At 54.4% G+C, this 15,568-nt stretch carries 15 protein-coding genes; 11 read left to right on the top strand and 4 right to left on the bottom strand.

The features are described 5' to 3' along the window. Positions 1-175: 175 nt before the first annotated feature. Positions 176-778 carry a peroxiredoxin C gene (locus tag DD586_RS04995; protein ID WP_012883729.1) on the bottom strand — a complete coding sequence of 201 codons (603 nt, stop codon included), beginning with the start codon at positions 776-778 and terminating at the stop codon, positions 176-178. Positions 779-966: 188 nt separating this feature from the next. After that, positions 967-1,572: an ACP phosphodiesterase gene (locus DD586_RS05000; protein WP_012883730.1), complete on the bottom strand. Its 606-nt coding sequence runs from the start codon at positions 1,570-1,572 to the stop codon at positions 967-969. 162 nt (positions 1,573-1,734) lie between these two features. On the opposite strand from DD586_RS05000, the gene queA reads away from it, so the two are divergent. From queA to secF, 5 genes are all read left to right on the top strand, one after another. Continuing rightward, positions 1,735-2,802: a tRNA preQ1(34) S-adenosylmethionine ribosyltransferase-isomerase QueA gene (gene queA / locus DD586_RS05005; protein WP_012883731.1), complete on the top strand. Its 1,068-nt coding sequence runs from the start codon at positions 1,735-1,737 to the stop codon at positions 2,800-2,802. A gap of 99 nt (positions 2,803-2,901) precedes the next feature. Continuing rightward, on the top strand, positions 2,902-4,065 hold the full coding sequence (gene tgt, locus DD586_RS05010; protein ID WP_012883732.1) for a tRNA guanosine(34) transglycosylase Tgt: 1,164 nt from the start codon (positions 2,902-2,904) through the stop codon (positions 4,063-4,065). Between the two features lie 66 nt (positions 4,066-4,131). Then, a complete protein-coding gene (gene yajC, locus DD586_RS05015) occupies positions 4,132-4,467 on the top strand; it encodes a preprotein translocase subunit YajC (RefSeq protein WP_012770768.1) in 336 nt (111 codons plus the stop codon). Between the two features lie 28 nt (positions 4,468-4,495). Continuing rightward, complete coding sequence (secD, locus tag DD586_RS05020) at positions 4,496-6,343, top strand: protein translocase subunit SecD (protein ID WP_071818920.1); 1,848 nt, start codon at positions 4,496-4,498, stop codon at positions 6,341-6,343. Positions 6,344-6,353: 10 nt separating this feature from the next. Beyond that, positions 6,354-7,325, top strand: coding sequence for a protein translocase subunit SecF (secF, locus tag DD586_RS05025; RefSeq protein WP_012883734.1), 972 nt, complete (start codon positions 6,354-6,356; stop codon positions 7,323-7,325). A gap of 79 nt (positions 7,326-7,404) precedes the next feature. On the opposite strand, the gene DD586_RS05030 is transcribed toward secF, so the two are convergent. Together DD586_RS05030 and mgtA are read right to left on the bottom strand one after the other, a co-directional pair. Further along, positions 7,405-7,974: a SadB/YajI family lipoprotein gene (locus DD586_RS05030; protein WP_012883735.1), complete on the bottom strand. Its 570-nt coding sequence runs from the start codon at positions 7,972-7,974 to the stop codon at positions 7,405-7,407. A 179-nt stretch (positions 7,975-8,153) separates the two neighbouring features. After that, entirely contained in the window at positions 8,154-10,865 is a 2,712-nt protein-coding gene (gene mgtA / locus DD586_RS05035) for a magnesium-translocating P-type ATPase (protein WP_012883736.1), read from the bottom strand. A gap of 465 nt (positions 10,866-11,330) precedes the next feature. Here mgtA and nrdR point away from each other — a divergent pair, with 465 nt between their 5' ends. From nrdR to pgpA, 6 genes are all read left to right on the top strand, one after another. Further along, positions 11,331-11,780, top strand: a complete 450-nt coding sequence (gene nrdR / locus DD586_RS05045; protein WP_012883737.1) for a transcriptional regulator NrdR — start codon at positions 11,331-11,333, stop codon at positions 11,778-11,780. A gap of 65 nt (positions 11,781-11,845) precedes the next feature. Then, the gene (ribD, locus tag DD586_RS05050) at positions 11,846-12,958 is read left to right on the top strand and encodes a bifunctional diaminohydroxyphosphoribosylaminopyrimidine deaminase/5-amino-6-(5-phosphoribosylamino)uracil reductase RibD (protein ID WP_012883738.1); all 1,113 of its coding nucleotides are present in this window, start codon (positions 11,846-11,848) and stop codon (positions 12,956-12,958) included. A gap of 121 nt (positions 12,959-13,079) precedes the next feature. Then, positions 13,080-13,553 carry a 6,7-dimethyl-8-ribityllumazine synthase gene (gene ribH, locus DD586_RS05055; protein WP_012883739.1) on the top strand — a complete coding sequence of 158 codons (474 nt, stop codon included), beginning with the start codon at positions 13,080-13,082 and terminating at the stop codon, positions 13,551-13,553. Between the two features lie 22 nt (positions 13,554-13,575). Next, on the top strand, positions 13,576-13,995 hold the full coding sequence (nusB, locus tag DD586_RS05060; protein ID WP_012883740.1) for a transcription antitermination factor NusB: 420 nt from the start codon (positions 13,576-13,578) through the stop codon (positions 13,993-13,995). A 61-nt stretch (positions 13,996-14,056) separates the two neighbouring features. Continuing rightward, complete coding sequence (gene thiL, locus DD586_RS05065; RefSeq protein WP_012883741.1) at positions 14,057-15,031, top strand: thiamine-phosphate kinase; 975 nt, start codon at positions 14,057-14,059, stop codon at positions 15,029-15,031. Next, a complete protein-coding gene (gene pgpA, locus DD586_RS05070) occupies positions 15,012-15,521 on the top strand; it encodes a phosphatidylglycerophosphatase A (protein WP_012883742.1) in 510 nt (169 codons plus the stop codon). Before thiL ends, pgpA begins: the two co-directional genes overlap by 20 nt. Positions 15,522-15,568: the final 47 nt, after the last annotated feature.

A 15,568-nucleotide genomic window follows, 5' to 3' on the forward strand; every position in this document is an offset into this window, starting at 1 on the left:
AGAATGCCGAGTCACGTTTCAGAGAGTGTCTGCGTAGGATGAACCTGCCTAATTTATTGATAAAAAGGCTGTGTCTGGTTTTGGTATCGTTCAGCGACGTGCCGGGCTGGAGTCATGGTGAAATAAAAAAGCCAGCGGCAAGACCGCTGGCTGGTGCCTGAATAGCGAGAGCTGATTACAGGTTGTTGGCGTTTTCTTTCAGGTATTTCGCTACGCCGTCCGGGGAAGCGCCCATACCGGCTTTACCTTTTTCCCACTGAGCCGGGCACACTTCGCCGTGCTCTTCATGGAACTGCAGCGCGTCGACCATACGGAGCATTTCATCGATGTTACGACCCAGCGGCAGATCGTTCACGACCTGATGACGCACGATACCGTTTTTGTCGATCAGGAAAGAACCGCGCAGCGCCACACCCGCTTCCGGATGTTCGATACCGTAGGCTTTCTGGATTTCGCGTTTAATGTCAGCGACCATCGCGTATTTCACTTCGCCGATACCGCCGTTGTCGACTGGGGTTTTACGCCAGGCGTTGTGTACGAATTCAGAGTCAAAAGACACACCAACCACTTCAACGCCACGTTTCTTAAACTCTTCGTAGCGGTGATCGAAGGCGATTAGCTCAGACGGACAGACGAAAGTGAAGTCCATCGGCCAAAAGAAGATCACAGCCGCTTTACCGTTGATGTGTTTCTTCAGATTGAAATTCTCAACGATTTCCCCACTTCCCAGTACGGCGGCGGCAGTGAAGTCAGGGGCAGGACGAGTTACCAGGACCATAATTACTCCTGTAAATAGCTGTTAATGATAGGTGAATGTAGTAAACGCCGTAAGTATAGGTACAGCCTGCCAGTGAATAAAGCAAAAGCGACCAATCAATAAGATAGCTTTTGCCTATCGGATCAATTGATGATCCTTTTCACTGACGTGGGAACAGTCTGGCGCGCTGTCCCTCCTTTTACCCTGTGTTACTGTGCGACGTTAGCCGGGCCATCCAGCTGACCTGTTTTTGCCAGATGCATCATACGAGGATAGAACTGCCAGAATAATGTTTCAAATTGATGGTAGCCACGCTCAATATCGATAAATGAGCCCGAAAGCGCCGCCAGCTTCGGTCTTCGCACTGACATACGGTGCAGCACCTCGGCGATAAACGGCAGCTCGGCATAGCGTTCCAGCCAGCGTTCCGGCCACAAGTAATGATTCAGGTTACGAAAGCGCTCCGGGGTGTCGGGCAGGTGGGGGGCTATTTGCTGTTCTGCCTCGCTGACGAAGTGCGTCAGAGGTGTTGCCGGTTCTATCATCGACCAATGGCGCGCCAGAAAATGATCCCACAGCACGTCCAGCGCGATGGGCGCGACCCGGCGATAGTCCGCGCTGAAATGGCGGCAGGCCGTACGCACCTCCGGCAAACTGTCGGTCAGTACATCAACACGCCGGTGCAGGCGAATACCGGCGACCATCTCGGGTGGGTAAAGCTCGTCGGGGTTACCACGCACAAAGTCTGCCATCAGGTTTCCGGTCAGCGAGCTTTGCGCCAGCGTGGCGAGATGCAGATGTGCAAGAAAATTCATAGCGTCGACGCGCACTCCCAAGAGGCATAACGAATAAGGTTGGTGCGCCAAGTATAGAGGAAGGTGGGGGGATGTCCCGCTTATTTCTTGCAGCCTGTCCCGACGGGCTCTAGACTAAGCCGCTTCGTTTGTTCCACTGTGCCGAAATGTAAGTGAATAGTCATGCGTGTTGCCGATTTTTCGTTTGAATTGCCTGAATCCCTGATTGCCCGCTATCCGCAGGCACAACGTAGCGGTTGCCGACTGTTATCACTGGATGGCCCTACAGGCGCGGTCGCGCACGGCGTTTTTACCGATCTGCTCGATAAACTCCAGCCTGGAGACCTGCTGGTGTTTAACAACACCCGGGTGATTCCAGCGCGCCTGTTTGGTCGTAAGGCCAGCGGCGGCAAGCTGGAAGTGCTGGTAGAACGCATGCTGGATGATAAGCGTGTGCTGGCGCATGTGCGCGCTTCCAAGGCACCTAAACCCGGTACAGTGTTGTTGCTCGGCGAGGACGAGAGCGTGAAAGCGACCATGCTGGCGCGTCATGACGCCTTGTTTGAGATTCAGTTCGATGATACGCGCGATGTGTTGACCATTCTCAATGACATCGGGCACATGCCGCTGCCACCCTATATCGACCGTCCGGATGAAGCCGCAGACCGTGAGCTTTACCAGACTGTGTACAGTCAGCGCCCTGGTGCGGTGGCGGCACCCACCGCCGGTCTGCATTTTGATGAGCCGTTGCTGGCTGCTCTGAAAGAAAAAGGCGTGGAAATGGCCTTCGTGACTCTGCATGTCGGTGCCGGTACCTTCCAGCCAGTGCGGGTTGAGTCTATCGAAGACCATGTGATGCACGCCGAGTATGCCGAAGTGCCGCAGACGGTGGTGGATGCGGTACTGGCCTGTAAAGCGCGCGGCAATCGCGTGATCGCCGTCGGTACGACCTCGGTGCGTTCGTTGGAAAGTGCGGCTCAGGCTAGTGCGGAAGCTGTGATCGCCCCGTTTTTCGGCGATACCCGCATCTTCATCTATCCCGGTTATCACTATCAGGTGGTGGATGCGCTGGTGACCAATTTCCATTTACCGGAATCGACGTTGATTATGCTGGTGTCGGCGTTTGTGGGTTACCGCCATACGATGGATGCTTACCGCCAGGCGGTGGCCGAGCAATACCGCTTTTTCAGTTACGGTGATGCCATGTTCATCACCCGTAACCCGTCAGCGGAACAGGAGCAGGTGGGATAATCCGCCGCTGAACTTTTTCATATCTTTTTCATACCGCAGGCCAGGTTCTGTGGGTATATCAATGGTGTCATCAGACTGTTTTCTGATGCTGGAGGTTAAGTGAAGTACGAACTGTTGCAAACGGACGGCCGCGCGCGTCGTGGTCGTCTGGTTTTTGAACGTGGTGTGGTGGAAACCCCGGCATTTATGCCCGTCGGGACCTATGGCACCGTCAAAGGGATGACGCCGGAAGAAGTTAAAGAGACCGGTGCCCAGATAATCTTAGGTAACACCTTCCACCTGTGGTTACGCCCGGGGCAGGAAATCATGAAACGGCACGGCGACCTGCATGATTTTATGCAGTGGCATGGCCCGATCCTGACTGATTCTGGTGGTTTTCAGGTATTTAGTCTCGGCGATATCCGCAAGATTACCGAAGAGGGTGTGCATTTCCGCAATCCGATCAATGGTGACGCCATTTTCCTGAGCCCGGAAAAATCCATGGAAATTCAGTACGATCTCGGTTCCGATATCGTGATGATTTTCGACGAGTGTACGCCTTACCCTGCAGACTGGGACTATGCCAAGCGGTCGATGGAGATGTCGTTGCGTTGGGCGAAGCGCAGTCGTCAGCGTTTTGACGAATTAAGCAACAAAAACGCGCTGTTCGGCATCGTTCAGGGCAGTGTTTACGAAGATTTACGTGATGTGTCGGTAAAAGGGCTGGTGGACATCGGTTTTGATGGTTACGCTGTGGGCGGCCTCGCGGTCGGCGAGCCGAAGGCCGATATGCACCGCATTTTGGAGCATGTCTGTCCGCAGTTGCCGACAGATAAACCCCGTTACCTGATGGGGGTAGGCAAACCGGAAGATTTGGTGGAAGGGGTTCGTCGCGGTATCGACATGTTTGACTGCGTCATGCCGACGCGCAATGCCCGTAACGGCCATCTGTTCGTGACGGACGGCGTGGTCAAAATTCGTAATGCCAAACATAAAGACGACACCGGACCGCTGGATGAGCACTGTGATTGCTACACATGTCGCAATTATAGCCGTGCCTACTTGCACCACCTCGACCGTTGTAACGAAATACTCGGCGCGCGCCTCAATACCATCCACAACCTGCGTTATTATCAGCGCCTGATGGCGGGTTTACGTCAGGCTATCGGGGAAGGTAGATTAGAGAGCTTTGTGGCTGAGTTTTACCAGCGCATCGGTAAACCGGTTCCGCCGTTGGCCGATAGCGCGGCGGGAAATGACCATGAAGGTCATGTACCGCAATAAGCACGTTTGCGTGGCATGAACGTTTTATAGATAACTGTTGTTTTGATAACTAAAGAGGACATTTAAATGAGTTTTTTCATTTCCGACGCTGTGGCAGCAACTGCAGGTGCTCCGGCTCAAGGAAGCCCGTACTCTCTGGTGATTATGCTGGCCGTGTTCGGTCTGATTTTTTACTTCATGATCCTGCGCCCTCAGCAAAAACGTGCCAAGGAACACAAGAAGTTGATGGATTCGATCAGCAAAGGTGATGAAGTGCTGACTAACGGCGGCCTGGTTGGGCGTGTGACCAAAGTGGCTGATAACGGATTTATCACCATTGCCCTGAACGACACCAACGAAGTCGTGATCAAGCGCGATTACGTGACGTCCGTACTGCCGAAGGGTACCATGAAGGCCCTGTAATTTTTCGACTTTCCCGAAGGGAACTACCGTGTTAAACCGCTATCCTCTGTGGAAGTACCTGATGCTGATCGTGACGATCGTCGTCGGTCTGCTCTACGCACTTCCTAACCTGTATGGTGAGGATCCGGCAATTCAGGTCACTGGCGCGCGAGGAACCGCCGCCAGTGAATCTACGCTGGTCCAGATCCAGAATGTTTTGCAAGAACAACATATCGCCAGCAAATCTATTGCGCTGGAAAACGGTGCTATTCTCGCACGCTTCTCTACGCCGGACATCCAGCTTCGCGCTCGTGAAGTTCTGTTGAGTGCGTTGGGCGAGAAATACGTGGTTGCCTTAAACCTGGCACCTGCTACGCCGACCTGGCTGAGAATGCTGGGGGCGGAACCGATGAAACTGGGTCTTGACCTGCGTGGCGGTGTGCACTTCCTGATGGAAGTGGATATGGATACCGCGTTAGGCAAGTTGCAGGAACAGACCATGGATTCCCTGCGCAGCGATCTGCGCGAGAAAGGCATCCAATATGCGTCTGTTCGTAAAGCAGATAATTATGGCGTGGAAATTCTGTTCCGCGACGGTCAACTGCGTGACAACGCAGTGAACTACCTGACTCCGCGCCATCGCGATCTGGTGTTCAACAATAGCGGCAGTGATGCGCTGCGTGCGGTGATGAGCGATGCGCGGCTGAGCGAAGCCCGCGAATACGCGGTACAGCAGAACATCAATATCCTGCGAAACCGTGTCAACCAGCTTGGTGTGGCTGAACCCTTGGTACAGCGTCAGGGTGCTGACCGTATCGTGGTAGAGCTGCCGGGTATTCAGGACACGGCGCGTGCGAAAGAAATTCTGGGGGCGACCGCCACACTGGAATTCCGTCTGGTGAACAGCAATGTTGACCCAGCGGCGTTAGCCAGCGGTCGTGTGCCGGGCGATACCGAAGTCATGAACATGCGTGACGGTGGGCCGATAGCGTTGTACAAACGCGTGATTCTTACCGGTGACCATATTACCGACTCTACCTCCGGTAATGATGAATACAACCGTCCGCAGGTGAATATCTCGTTGGATAGCGCTGGCGGCAACATGATGTCCAATTTCACCAAGGACAACATCGGTAAACCGATGGCGACCCTGTTTGTGGAATACAAGGATAGCGGCAAGAAAGACGCCAACGGTCGTGCGATTCTGGAAAAACAGGAAGAGGTAATTAACGTCGCCACTATCCAGTCTCGTCTGGGCAATAGCTTCCGTATTACCGGTATCGACAACCCGAACGAAGCGCGACAGCTGTCGCTGCTGCTGCGTGCCGGTGCGCTGATTGCGCCGATTCAGATTGTAGAAGAACGTACCATCGGCCCGACGCTGGGGATGCAAAACATCACTCAGGGGCTGGAAGCTTGTCTGGCCGGTCTGGCGGTGTCTATCCTGTTCATGATCTTCTTCTATAAGAAGTTCGGCCTGATTGCGACTTCTGCGCTGTTGTTGAACCTGGTGCTGGTGGTCGGGATTATGTCGCTGTTGCCAGGGGCTACGCTGACCATGCCAGGTATTGCGGGTATCGTGTTAACCCTTGCCGTGGCGGTGGATGCTAACGTACTGATTAACGAGCGTATCAAAGAAGAACTCAGCAACGGACGCTCTGTGCAGCAGGCGATTGATGAAGGGTACCGGGGCGCATTTAGCTCCATCTTCGATGCCAACGTCACGACGCTGATTAAAGTCATTATCCTGTATGCGGTGGGCACCGGCTCGATTAAAGGATTTGCGATTACGACCGGTATTGGCGTGGCAACATCCATGTTTACCGCTATCGTTGGAACCCGTGCCATCGTGAACCTGCTGTACGGCGGCAAGCGCATCAAAAAGCTGTCTATCTGAGGAGTGCGTTGTGGCACAGGAATATACTGTTGAACAATTGAACTACGGCCGTAAAGTGTATGACTTTATGCGCTGGGACTACTGGGCCTTCGCGTTGTCCGGTCTGTTGTTGATCCTGTCTATCGTCGTGATGGGCGTGCGCGGTTTCAACTGGGGGCTGGATTTTACCGGTGGTACGGTTATTGAGATTTCGCTTGAGAAATCGGTCGATCTGGAGCAGATGCGCGAAGCGCTGCAAAAGGCTGGCTTTGCCGATCCGTTGGTACAGAACTTCGGTAGCAGCCGTGACATCATGGTGCGTATGCCGCCTGCTCACGACGAATCTGGCGGCCAGGCTCTGGGCAGCAAAGTGGTTAACGTCATCAACGCGTCAACCGGCCAGAATGCGGCAGTTAAGCGCATTGAGTTCGTCGGGCCAAGTGTGGGGGCGGATCTGGCGCAGACCGGTGCGATGGCACTGATGGCGGCGTTAATCTGTATCCTTATCTACGTCGGCTTCCGTTTCGAGTGGCGTCTGGCGGCAGGGGTGGTTATCGCGTTGGCGCATGACGTGATCATCACGATGGGGGTGCTGTCGCTATTCAATATTGAAATCGACCTGACCATTGTGGCGTCGCTGATGTCGGTCATCGGTTACTCGTTGAACGACAGTATCGTGGTGTCTGACCGTATTCGTGAAAACTTCCGCAAAATTCGTCGTGGAACGCCTTACGAAATCTTCAACGTGTCGCTGACCCAAACGCTGCACCGTACCTTAATCACATCAGGAACAACATTGGTGGTGATCCTGATGCTGTACCTGTTCGGTGGCGCGATGCTGAAAGGGTTCTCGCTGACGATGCTGATCGGTGTGACCATCGGTACGGCGTCTTCTATTTATGTGGCTTCCGCGCTGGCACTTAAGCTGGGTATGAAGCGTGAGCACATGTTGGTACAGAAAGTGGAAAAAGAAGGTGCGGATCAGCCGTCGCTGTTACCGTAACCCTGTTTGCACTAGTGCTTTGGTAACGAAAAACCCGCCGTCCGGCGGGTTTTTTTATGGCTGGTTGCAGGAGGGAAAATCAAGGGTGGGACTGACCTGGCTCACGGTGATTCTGCCCGGATTCGGCAATCACATCATGAACGCGCACAAAGCCGAGTTGCTCCGGTGTCATGCCTGAAAGCCGCACTTCTATTCTCGCCTCTGAAACCGGGGTGAGCGCAGGTGAGAAGGTGATCAACTGCGTCTGCATGTCGCCAGTCAACGGTTTGCCGCTAACCGGGTCCAGCGACCCCCAGTCAAATTGCGCCTGAAATGCGGGTAGCGTCAGGGTGTTCATGGTCTGGATAACCAGTAACGCCCGTGTGCCATTGGCTTCTGGCTCAACGTTGGTCAGTTCCAGGCTTAACCTGCCGATGCTGCTGTCGAGTAAGGCCCGGTTCTGCGCGGCGGGTAGCAGATAGACACCCGAGGTGGAGTTAGCGTTTAACGTATTCTGCTGTTCCAGCGCCATGGCACGGTTAGTGATGTCGTGTAATTTTTGGTCTATCTGACCTAATTCGTTTTTCACGTGGATAGTCTGCGGTTGTGCACATCCGGCGAGCAGCACAATAGCAGATAACATCGGGATAACTCGGTGGTACAAACGCATAGCCTGTTTCTCCCCGGAACCATAGCAGTGAGTCATGCTTCAATAATGTAGTGTCAGTGTAGACGTGATTTGCTGTCTCTTATAGTGAATGAGATACGGAGAAAAAGATAAGCAGAACAGGCTGAATCAAGAGAGAAAAATCAGAGCGTAGTGATCATCGACCACTACGCCGACTGCGGTTATTGCCAGCCGTAGCGACGGGCGAAGAAGTCCTTCATGGCCTGGGTGAGTAGCAGATAACCACTCAAGATTGCCAGTAGCCACGGGAAGTAGCTCATCGGCAGCGCTTGCAGTTGCAGGAAACCCGCCAGCGGTGAAAATACCAGACCAATGCCAGTTATCATGACTAATAGCGTCATCATCATCACCGGCCAGGAGGGACGGCTTTGGATAAACGGAATCCGCCGGGTACGGATCATGTGCACAATCAATGTCTGTGAGAGTAGCCCTTCAATAAACCAGCCGGACTGGAACAAGGTTTGTGCCTCCGGTGTATTCGCATGGAAGAACCACCACATCAGCGAGAATGTCAGTACGTCAAAAATAGAGCTAATCGGGCCGAAGAACACCATGAATCGACCAATATCGCCCGCATTCCAGCGCTGTGGCTTTTTGACCTGATCATCGTCCACGTTATCGAACGGGACTGCTATCTGCGAAATATCGTACATCAGGTTTTGAATCAACAGATGCAGTGGCAACATCGGCAAAAACGGCAGGAAGGCGCTGGCAATCAGTACGCTAAAGACGTTACCGAAGTTGGAGCTGGCTGTCATTTTGATGTATTTCAGCATGTTGACGAAGGTACGACGCCCTTCGATGACGCCTTCTTCCAGTACCATCAGGCTTTTTTCCAGCAGGATGATATCCGCCGCCTCGCGGGCGATATCCACCGCCGAATCCACTGAAATACCGATATCCGCTGCCCGCAGTGCTGGCGCGTCATTGATACCGTCGCCCATAAAGCCGACCACATGGCCTTCGGAACGCAGCAAACGGACAATACGCTCTTTGTGTAATGGTGTCAGACGGGCAAACAGCGTGGTGTCGCGGGCGGCTTGCGCCAGTTGTTCATCACTCAGCGCATCGATGTCACGACCCGTCAGTACGCCGGTCAGCTCAATATCCACTTCGCGACACACCTTGGCGGCCACCAGCTCGCTGTCGCCGGTGAGGATTTTTACCGTCACGCCGTTGTCCTTCAGCGCTTTCAGCGCAGGGGCGGTACTTTCTTTTGGCGGATCGAGAAAGGCGATGTAACCTTCCAAAATCAGGTCGGACTCGTCGACCCGGCCGTAATCCTGACGGTCGGCAGGCATCACTTTGCTGGCGACGGCCACCACCCGCAGGCCCTGACGGTTCAGGTCATCCGTCAGATGGCGAATGCGAGATAACAAGCTGGCGTCCAGCGGCAGTAACTGTTCAGCATGGCGCACCTGAGTACAGGCGCTCAGCGTTTCCTCCAGCGCACCTTTGCAGATTAACAGGTGTTCATGATTGTTTTCTGCGACGACAACCGACATACGGCGGCGCTCAAAATCGAACGGGATTTCGTCCACTTTGCGCCAGCGGGACAGTTCGGCTTGCTGTTCCTCACATGGAATACCCGCCAGCACCGCTTGATCAAGCAGATTGCGCAGCCCGGTCTGGTAGGCGCTGTTCAGCCAGGCTCGACGCAACACGCGCTGGCAGCTATTCCCAAATGCATCGGTGTGGCATTCCAGCACGATTTTATCCTGCGTCAGTGTCCCGGTTTTATCGGTACACAGGATGTCCATAGCGCCAAAGTTCTGGATGGCATCCAGCCGTTTGACGATTACCTTTTGGCGAGACAGTTTGACCGCGCCTTTTGCCAGCGTTGAGGTGACAATCATTGGCAACATTTCCGGCGTCAGGCCGACCGCGACCGACAGGGCGAACAAGGCAGCTTCCCACCAATCGCCTTTGGTGTAGCCATTGATAAGCAACACGATTGGCGTCATTACCAGCATGAAGCGGATCAACAGCCAACTGACGCGGCTGATACCTAGCTGGAACGCGTTTATTTCACCGGGATGTTGCACCACCCGGCCAGCCAGTTGGCCAAACCAGGTATCGCTACCGGTAGCAATGACCATCGCCTGCGCGGTACCGCTGACTACATTCGTACCCATAAAGCAGAGGGTGTCACATTCCAGCGCGGTGGCGGCATCGCTCTGGCGGCTGTTGGCTACTTTCTCCACAGGGAGAGATTCGCCGGTGAGCGATGCCTGACTGATGAACAGGTCGCGCGCCTGTAATATACGCAGATCGGCTGGGATCATATCGCCTGCGGCCAGCTTCACTATGTCACCCGGCACCAGTTGATCCAGCGGGATATCCTGAAAGTCGCTATAACCGGTGTGAGCATCGCTGCGCAGTACCGTGACCTTATTGCTGACCATCGCTTTCAGCGCATCAGCCGCTTTACCGGAACGGGCTTCCTGAATGAAGTTGAGCAGGGTTGATATCAGCACCATCAGCGCGATAACCAATGCGGCAGTCAGGTCTTCCGTGGCATAAGAAATCATGCCCAGCAGCGTCAGTAACAGGTTGAATGGGTTGCGATAGCAACGCCATAAGTGCCGCCACCAGGGCAGGGGTTGTTCGCCAGGAATACGGTTATCGCCATGCATCGTCCGCGCCCGTGTCACTTCATCCGGCATTAACCCTTCGGGATGGCTGGCGAATTCCTGATACAAGGCTGTTTCATCAAGACGGGCCAGCCGCAGGCAACGTGTCGCCATGGTATCCGTCATGGCCTGACTGGCGTTTACTTTTCCGTCTGGCATCAGGTCGCGCTGGAACAGGCGACGCGGCAGATGAAGGCCTAGTTGTGAAAACAGCTGTCGTGTGAGTCGAATAAACAGCATAAAAAATACTCCCTGCCGTAGCCAAAAAACGCTACAGCCTGATAACACGCAGGGACCGTAGGGCCTGCATGCGGCTACTAAATCAAAAGCAGGGACGAATTGAACGTCGCTGCCTTGCCTGTGTTAACCGGCAAGGCAGCAAAAGCTGACTTACCGGTAAATGACGCGCTGTCCTGGATGAGGATTCGGGTCAGGTCCCATTGAGGGGTCTCCGGTAGTGAAACGGTATGAAACTTGGGGAGTTTCCGCTTGATAATCCTGAGATGCCAGATGGCGATGAGCCGTTGATTGCTATCGACAAACCACATAATCAAGAAGCGACATTACTTTAGCCTAACTCACTTCAATCGAAGCTAAACCATCGTGCAGTCGACACAGAAAAAAGGCGTCGTACCGGCATTTGGGTTATAAGCGGAATTCGGGGTAAACTAGGCCAGGTTTATACGGCTAGGGTCTGGAAACGTTATGCATTGTCCTTTTTGTGCCGCAGTAGATACCAAGGTCATTGATTCTCGTCTGGTCGGCGAAGGGTCGCAGGTTCGTCGGCGTCGTCAGTGCCTGGTATGCAATGAGCGTTTTACTACCTTTGAGGTGGCGGAACTGGTGATGCCGCGCGTCATCAAGAGTAATGATGTACGTGAGCCATTCAATGAGGACAAACTGCGCAGCGGGATGTTGAAAGCACTGGAGAAACGCCCGGTCAGCTCTGATGACGTGGAAATGGCGATAACCCACATCAAATCCCAATTGCGGGCGACCGGCGAGCGTGAAGTGACGGCCAAGATGGTGGGCAATCTGGTCATGGATGCGCTCAGAAAGCTCGACAAAGTCGCTTATATCCGCTTTGCATCGGTATATCGCAGCTTTGAGGATATCCGCGAATTTGGCGAGGAAATCGCCCGTCTGCAGGATTAATCGTGCGTTGTTTTTTTGCGTATCGCACGATTCCAACATAATTCTCAATCCAGGATAAGCACCGGATGGCTACATACTCTGATGAATTCTATATGGCCCGCGCGCTGGAGTTAGCTCGCCGCGGCCGCTTTACTACGGCACCGAATCCGAATGTCGGGTGTGTGATCGTCAGAGATGGCGAAATAGTCGGTGAGGGGTACCACCAGAAAGCCGGTGAGCCCCATGCCGAAGTGCATGCGTTACGTATGGCAGGCGACAAGGCACGTGGCGCTACGGCGTATGTGACGCTGGAACCCTGTAGCCATCACGGGCGTACCCCACCTTGTGCCGATGCACTGGTCGCGGCCGGTGTGGCGCGGGTCGTGGCCGCGATGCAAGACCCTAACCCGCAGGTGGCCGGGCGCGGTTTGCATCGTTTACAACAGGCGGGTATCGCTGTGCAGCATGGCGTCCTGATGGATCAGGCGGAAAAAATTAACCGCGGCTTTTTAAAACGCATGCGCACCGGTTTCCCGTATGTACAACTCAAGCTCGGTGCGTCGCTGGATGGTCGAACGGCGATGGCTTCCGGTGAAAGTCAGTGGATAACCTCGCCGCAGTCTCGTCAGGATGTGCAACGTTTTCGTGCACAGAGTGCCGCTATCTTAAGTAGCAGCGCCACCGTGCTGGCGGATGACCCGTCGCTGACCGTGCGCTGGTCAGAATTGGATGCCGATACCCAGCGCCTTTATCCGCAAAGCGCGGTACGCCAGCCGGTACGCGTCATCGTCGACAGCCAGTCACGGGTGACGCCGCAGCATCGTCTAGTGAGTCAACCGGGCCAGACCTGGCTGGCGCGAGCGAGTCAGGATGCGCAGTCCTGGCCGGATGGCGTGGAGCAACTGACCATGCCGTTGCATGGCGGTGGCATTGATCTGGTGGCGCTGATGATGACGCTGGGCAAGCGTCAGATTAATACGGTCTGGGTGGAGGCGGGCGCTCATCTGGCCGGTGCATTATTGCAGGCTGGGGTGGTGGATGAACTGATAGTCTATCTGGCTCCGACATTATTAGGTGATGCGGCCCGGTCGTTGTGCGTATTGCCGGGGTTGGAACAGTTGTCGCAGGCCCCGATGTTCGAGATGACCGATGTTCGTCAGATAGGACCGGATGTTCGCCTGACACTGAAGCCTCGTTAGCCTGTTTCTGCGCGCGTTGAGGTGGCGGATATCCGTTACAGGGTCAAAAGCGGATACGCGCCCGGAAGAATATGATAGAATCCGCCCCCCTGCGGGGTCGTAAAACAATCAAAGGAAAGCTATGAACATTATTGAAGGTGTTGTTGCCGCTCCGAATGCCCGCGTGGCGATTGCTATTGCCCGTTTCAATCACTTTATCAATGACAGCCTGCTGGAAGGCGCGCTGGACGCGCTCAAGCGTATTGGTCAGGTGAAACAAGAAAACGTCACCGTGGTATGGGTACCGGGTGCCTATGAATTGCCGCTGACCGTGCGTGCGCTGGCTAACAGTCAGAAGTATGACGCCGTGGTGGCTCTGGGTACGGTGATTCGCGGCGGTACAGCGCATTTTGAATTCGTTGCCGGTGAATGCAGTTCCGGCCTGTCTCATGTCGCGATGAATAGCGACATTCCGGTCGCCTTTGGTGTGTTGACTACGGAAAGTATCGAGCAGGCTATCGAGCGCGCCGGCACTAAAGCGGGGAACAAAGGGGCGGAAGCCGCTCTGACCGCGCTTGAAATGATCAATGTATTACACTCAATCAAGTCAGCCTGATTTATTTTGTAAGGGGTATTCCGTGAAACCTGCTGCTCGTCGCCGCGCTCGTGAATGTGCGGTTCAAGCGCTTTATTCCTGGCAGTTGTCCAAAAACGATATTGCCGATGTTGAACTCCAGTTTCTGAGCGAGCAGGATGTCAAAGGCGTGGACATCGCCTATTTCCGCGAGCTGCTGGCGGGTGTCGCCACTCAGGCGGAAAAACTGGATGCCCAGATGGCGCCGTATCTTTCCCGTCAGTTGAATGAACTCGGGCAAGTTGAGCGTGCTATTTTGCGTCTGGCGGTGTATGAGCTTAGCAAGCGCGAAGATGTGCCGTACAAGGTTGCCATCAACGAAGCGATTGAGTTGGCTAAAGTGTTTGGCGCTGAGGACAGCCACAAGTTTGTCAACGGTGTGCTAGACAAAGCCGGGCCATACCTGCGGCCGGGTAAAAAATAAGTCAGTCAGGGCCGGTTTTCCGGCCTTGGTTTTTTTTAGGTTACCACTGTCTGGAAAGAGTATGGCTCAAGGTGAGTTTGACGTGATTGCCCGCTATTTCAATCGGGCTGGCTATTCACGACGGGGTGTTGAACTGGGGATCGGTGATGATTGCGCCCTGCTGAACATTCCGGACAAACAACTGCTGGCAGTCAGTACGGATACGCTGGTCTGCGGCATTCATTTTCTTCCCGATATTGACCCTGCCGATCTGGCGTATAAATCACTGGCGGTCAACTTAAGTGATTTGGCGGCGATGGGTGCAGATCCTGCCTTTGTGTCACTGGCGCTCACGTTGTCGGGCATTGATGCGGACTGGCTGGCCGCCTATAGCGACAGCCTGTTTGAGCAGCTTTCTTACTACGATATGCAACTGATAGGCGGTGATACCACACGTGGGCCGCTTAGCATGACGCTGACTATTCAAGGGTTGGTACCAGCAGGACGTGCGCTCAAACGCAGCGGAGCACGTATCGGCGACTGGATTTATGTCACCGGGACGCTGGGGGACAGTGCGGCAGGGTTAGCCATTTTGCAAGAGAGACTGCAGGTGTCTGATGCTGACGATCGCCAATGGCTGTTGCAGCGCCACCTGCGTCCTCAGCCCCGTATTCTGCAAGGGCAAGCGCTGCGCGATCTGGCCAGTGCGGCTATCGATCTGTCTGATGGATTAGCGTCAGATTTAGGACACATCCTTAAAGCCAGTGATTGCGGCGCACGTATCAATCTGGAGGCGTTGCCTTACTCTGGCGCGCTGCTGCGGCATACCGACCCGGAACAGGCTATGCGCTGGGCGCTGGGTGGCGGTGAAGACTATGAGCTGTGCTTTACGGTACCCGAACTGAATCGGGGCGCGTTAGAGGTAGCGATTGGTCATCTGGGGGCCAGTTACACCTGCATCGGCCAGATTGGGCCTGCGTCGGAAGGGCTGAGTTTCTTTCATTCTGGTCAGCCGGTGGACATCAATCTGAAAGGGTATGACCATTTTGGCGAGTGAGAACAAAGGATCGTTAGTTGCCAAACGCCGCCTGCGGATGAGTAATCCGTGGCATTTTCTGGCAACCGGTTTTGGCAGCGGTTTATCGCCGTGGATGCCAGGCACCGCCGGTTCGCTGGCGGCCATTCCTGTGTGGTATCTGTTGATGCTGCTGCCATTACAGCTGTATTCGCTGTTGGTGATGCTCAGCATCTGCGTAGGAGTTTACCTTTGCCACCGTACCGCCAAAGATATGGGCGTACATGATCATGGCAGCATCGTCTGGGATGAGTTTGTCGGCATGTGGATCACCCTGATAGCGGTGCCTTCAACCCACTGGGGCTGGGTCGTCGCCGGGTTTGTGATTTTCCGGATCCTGGATATTCTTAAACCCTGGCCGATCCGTTGGTTTGATCGTCACGTGCACGGCGGTATGGGCATCATGGTTGACGATATTATTGCCGGTGTCATCGCCGCGGCCATATTATATGTGGCAGGGCATGTGGTCTGATAAACGATAGTCAGATACATCGATAGCCCGGCACTTCGCACTGATAG

This window comes from Dickeya parazeae Ech586 (assembly GCF_000025065.1).
GTDB classification, from domain to species: Bacteria; Pseudomonadota; Gammaproteobacteria; order Enterobacterales; family Enterobacteriaceae; genus Dickeya; species Dickeya zeae.

What these genes read in the sequence shown, in the direction of transcription:
- queA (WP_012883731.1), top strand. Translation starts at nt 1,735, where the DNA reads ATGCGTGTTGCCGATTTTTCGTTTGAATTGCCTGAATCCCTGATTGCC.
- DD586_RS05030 (WP_012883735.1), bottom strand. Translation starts at nt 7,974, where the DNA reads ATGCGTTTGTACCACCGAGTTATCCCGATGTTATCTGCTATTGTGCTG.
- ribD (WP_012883738.1), top strand. Translation starts at nt 11,846, where the DNA reads ATGGCTACATACTCTGATGAATTCTATATGGCCCGCGCGCTGGAGTTA.
- thiL (WP_012883741.1), top strand. Translation starts at nt 14,057, where the DNA reads ATGGCTCAAGGTGAGTTTGACGTGATTGCCCGCTATTTCAATCGGGCT.
- DD586_RS04995 (WP_012883729.1), bottom strand. Translation starts at nt 778, where the DNA reads ATGGTCCTGGTAACTCGTCCTGCCCCTGACTTCACTGCCGCCGCCGTA.
- ribH (WP_012883739.1), top strand. Translation starts at nt 13,080, where the DNA reads ATGAACATTATTGAAGGTGTTGTTGCCGCTCCGAATGCCCGCGTGGCG.
- nrdR (WP_012883737.1), top strand. Translation starts at nt 11,331, where the DNA reads ATGCATTGTCCTTTTTGTGCCGCAGTAGATACCAAGGTCATTGATTCT.
- yajC (WP_012770768.1), top strand. Translation starts at nt 4,132, where the DNA reads ATGAGTTTTTTCATTTCCGACGCTGTGGCAGCAACTGCAGGTGCTCCG.
- DD586_RS05000 (WP_012883730.1), bottom strand. Translation starts at nt 1,572, where the DNA reads ATGAATTTTCTTGCACATCTGCATCTCGCCACGCTGGCGCAAAGCTCG.
- pgpA (WP_012883742.1), top strand. Translation starts at nt 15,012, where the DNA reads ATGACCATTTTGGCGAGTGAGAACAAAGGATCGTTAGTTGCCAAACGC.
- mgtA (WP_012883736.1), bottom strand. Translation starts at nt 10,865, where the DNA reads ATGCTGTTTATTCGACTCACACGACAGCTGTTTTCACAACTAGGCCTT.